This window comes from Albidovulum sp. (genome assembly GCF_008933605.1).
GTDB lineage: Bacteria > Pseudomonadota > Alphaproteobacteria > Rhodobacterales > Rhodobacteraceae > Albidovulum.
Genome location: NZ_WBUS01000269.1, coordinates 1 through 2,488 on the forward strand (window position 1 = coordinate 1; position 2,488 = coordinate 2,488).

At 69.2% G+C, this 2,488-nt stretch carries 3 protein-coding genes; 1 reads left to right on the forward strand and 2 read right to left on the reverse strand.

Translation table 11 applies throughout. The features are described 5' to 3' along the window. On the reverse strand, positions 1-715 hold a 715-nt coding region (locus F9K34_RS18625), incomplete at its 3' end, for a penicillin acylase family protein (RefSeq protein WP_291338596.1). A gap of 131 nt (positions 716-846) precedes the next feature. Here F9K34_RS18625 and F9K34_RS18630 point away from each other — a divergent pair. Further along, positions 847-1,719, forward strand: a complete 873-nt coding sequence (locus F9K34_RS18630) for an NAD(P)-dependent oxidoreductase (protein ID WP_291338597.1) — start codon at positions 847-849, stop codon at positions 1,717-1,719. A gap of 94 nt (positions 1,720-1,813) precedes the next feature. On the opposite strand, the gene F9K34_RS18635 is transcribed toward F9K34_RS18630, so the two are convergent. Further along, positions 1,814-2,371, reverse strand: coding sequence for a YSC84-related protein (locus F9K34_RS18635; protein WP_291338598.1), 558 nt, complete (start codon positions 2,369-2,371; stop codon positions 1,814-1,816). Between the last annotated feature and the right edge of the window lie 117 nt (positions 2,372-2,488).

Sequence of the window (2,488 nt, forward strand, 5' to 3'; positions counted from 1 at the left end):
CGTAGGAGCGCTTCACCCCGGGGACCAGGGCCGCATAGGGCGGCAGCGCCGCAACCCCCTGGCCCGGGGCGTCCGGCATCAGGTCGCGCGGCCAGGTGTCCGACAGGACCGACAGGCGTGCGCGCAGCACCTCCGTCTCGGCCTGGCCCGCGGAGCGGAGCGCCATGAGCTTCAGGATCGCGATGGAATCGGCTGGCTGCCAGTAGGAGATCTCGCCGCCGAAAACGAAGAACTCCGGCGCACCGCGGCCGCGCGCCTGGGCATTGACGACCTCGATCCAGGCGTTGACGCCCTTGGCGTAGGCATCGAGGGCCGTCTGCGTCGACGCGTCCTGCGCCGCGACCGATCGGGTGGCGAGCCGGTAGAGGTCGAGCGTCCGCATCAGTTCGTCGGTCTGCACCGTCTCAAGCCCGAAGACCTCCGAAAGCCGGCCCTGAACCGTCCGGCGGAGCATCACCATCTGCCAGAGCCGGTCCTGCGCATGCGCGAAGCCGAGCGCAAAGTAGACGTCGGCATCGGTCTGCCCGAAGACATGGGGCACGTCGGCGGTGTCGCGGACGATCTCGACCGGGGCACCGATCCCCTCGGCGACATAGGTCTCGTTGTAGTCCGGCAGCGACCCGGCGGCGAAATAATAGACGAGGCCGAGGCCGGCGGCCCCCAGCCCGACGAGCAGGGAGAAGATCCTCAGAAGCCAGCGAAACGCCGTTACCATCGAAAGGGTCCGAGACTGCCGACCGGTGCGCCCCCATGCCGGCACCGGTCCCACGGAACCGGTTGACGGCACGGGCAGGGCGGTTAACTAGGGCAGATCGGCGCGGGCTGCAACGACCTTGGGAGGGATGCATGGCGAAGGTGGCGTTTCTGGGCCTGGGAGTGATGGGCTTCCCGATGGCGGGCCATCTTGCCTCGAAGGGGCATGAGGTCACGGTCTATAACCGGACGGGGGCGAAGGCCGCGGCCTGGGTCAAGGCCCACGGCGGCCGGAGCGCCGCCTCGCCCCGCGAAGCGGCGCTCGGCGCCGCCTTCGTCATGGCCTGCGTCGGCAATGACGATGACCTGCGCGCCGTATGCACCGGCCCCGAAGGCGCCTTCGGGGGCATGTCCGCGGGCGCGGTCTTCGTCGATCACACCACGGTCTCGGCCGCGGTCACCCGCGAACTCGCCACGGCGGCGTCAGCCGCCGCGATCGGCTTCGTCGATGCGCCCGTCTCCGGCGGCCAGGCGGGGGCGGAGAACGGCGTCCTCTCGGTCATGTGCGGCGGCGCCGAAGCCGACTACGCCAAGGCCGAGCCGGTGATCGCGGCCTATGCCCGCATCTGCCGCCGCCTCGGCCCCTCGGGCGCCGGCCAGCTTGCCAAGATGGTGAACCAGATCTGCATCGCCGGCCTCGTCCAGGGCCTCTCCGAAGGCCTCCACTTCGCCGAGAAGGCCGGGCTCGACATCGAGGCGGTGGTCGAGGTCATCAGCCAGGGCGCGGCCGGTTCGTGGCAGATGGCGAACCGCCACAAGACCATGAAGGACGGCAAGTTCGACTACGGCTTCGCCGTCGACTGGATGCGCAAGGACCTCGGCATCTGCCTCATGACGGCGGACGAGAACGGCGCGAGCCTGCCTGTCACGGCGCTCGTCGACCAGTTCTACAAGGATGTCCAGAAACTGGGCGGCGGCCGTTGGGATACCTCGAGCCTCCTTGCACGGCTGCGCAAGCTCGGCTGAGCGCCTCCGCCACGGGCCTGATCCATCCTCTCGGGGAGCGATTAACCCGCCGGACGGCGTCGCCCGGGACCGCGTCCGGGGCGACGCGCCGGGATCAGGGGATGATCCGGGTGTATTTCGTGCCCTCGAGCGTCGCCCCGGCGATGAGCCCGGACTGGCCGAAGACCAGCGCGATGACCGGCGCGAGCGTCGTCACCGTGTCTGCGGCAAGCGATCCGCCCTGGTCGGGAAGCGCGTACTTGGCGTCGGCGCCGACCGCCCAGCCCTGGGCCGCGCGGAAATTGGCGAGCGCCGGCTGAGTCATGAAGAAGAGCGCATGGGCGTATTGCTGTGCGCCGATCTGAAGCCCCCAGCTCGCCTGCGTGGCGGAATAGTAGTCCACTGTCACGTTGTTGATCCTGAGGGCACCGCGGCCGTAGGCGCCGCCGAAGAAGAATCCGGCCTCGGTCATCAGCGGCATGTAGAGCACGCCGGCGGCCTTGTTCGTCAGGTCGACCGTGCCGGGATAGCGCGAGGTCAGGAAATCTCGCGTGGCATCGACCCGCGCATCGAGCCGGGCCGCCCCGTTGCTGCCAATGCCGTTGCCGCAGGCTGCGAGCCCGGCCATGGCCCCCCCGGAAAGGATCACGCTGCGGCGGGAAAGTCCGTTCATCTTGCTGCTCCGCTCTCATGTGGTTTCATCCGGCCTCGCGGGGCCGGTTGCCACCATCTATAGGGCAGAACCCGCCCCCTGTCATTAAGTCTTGTATCCGGGGAGGGTGTCGTGGGC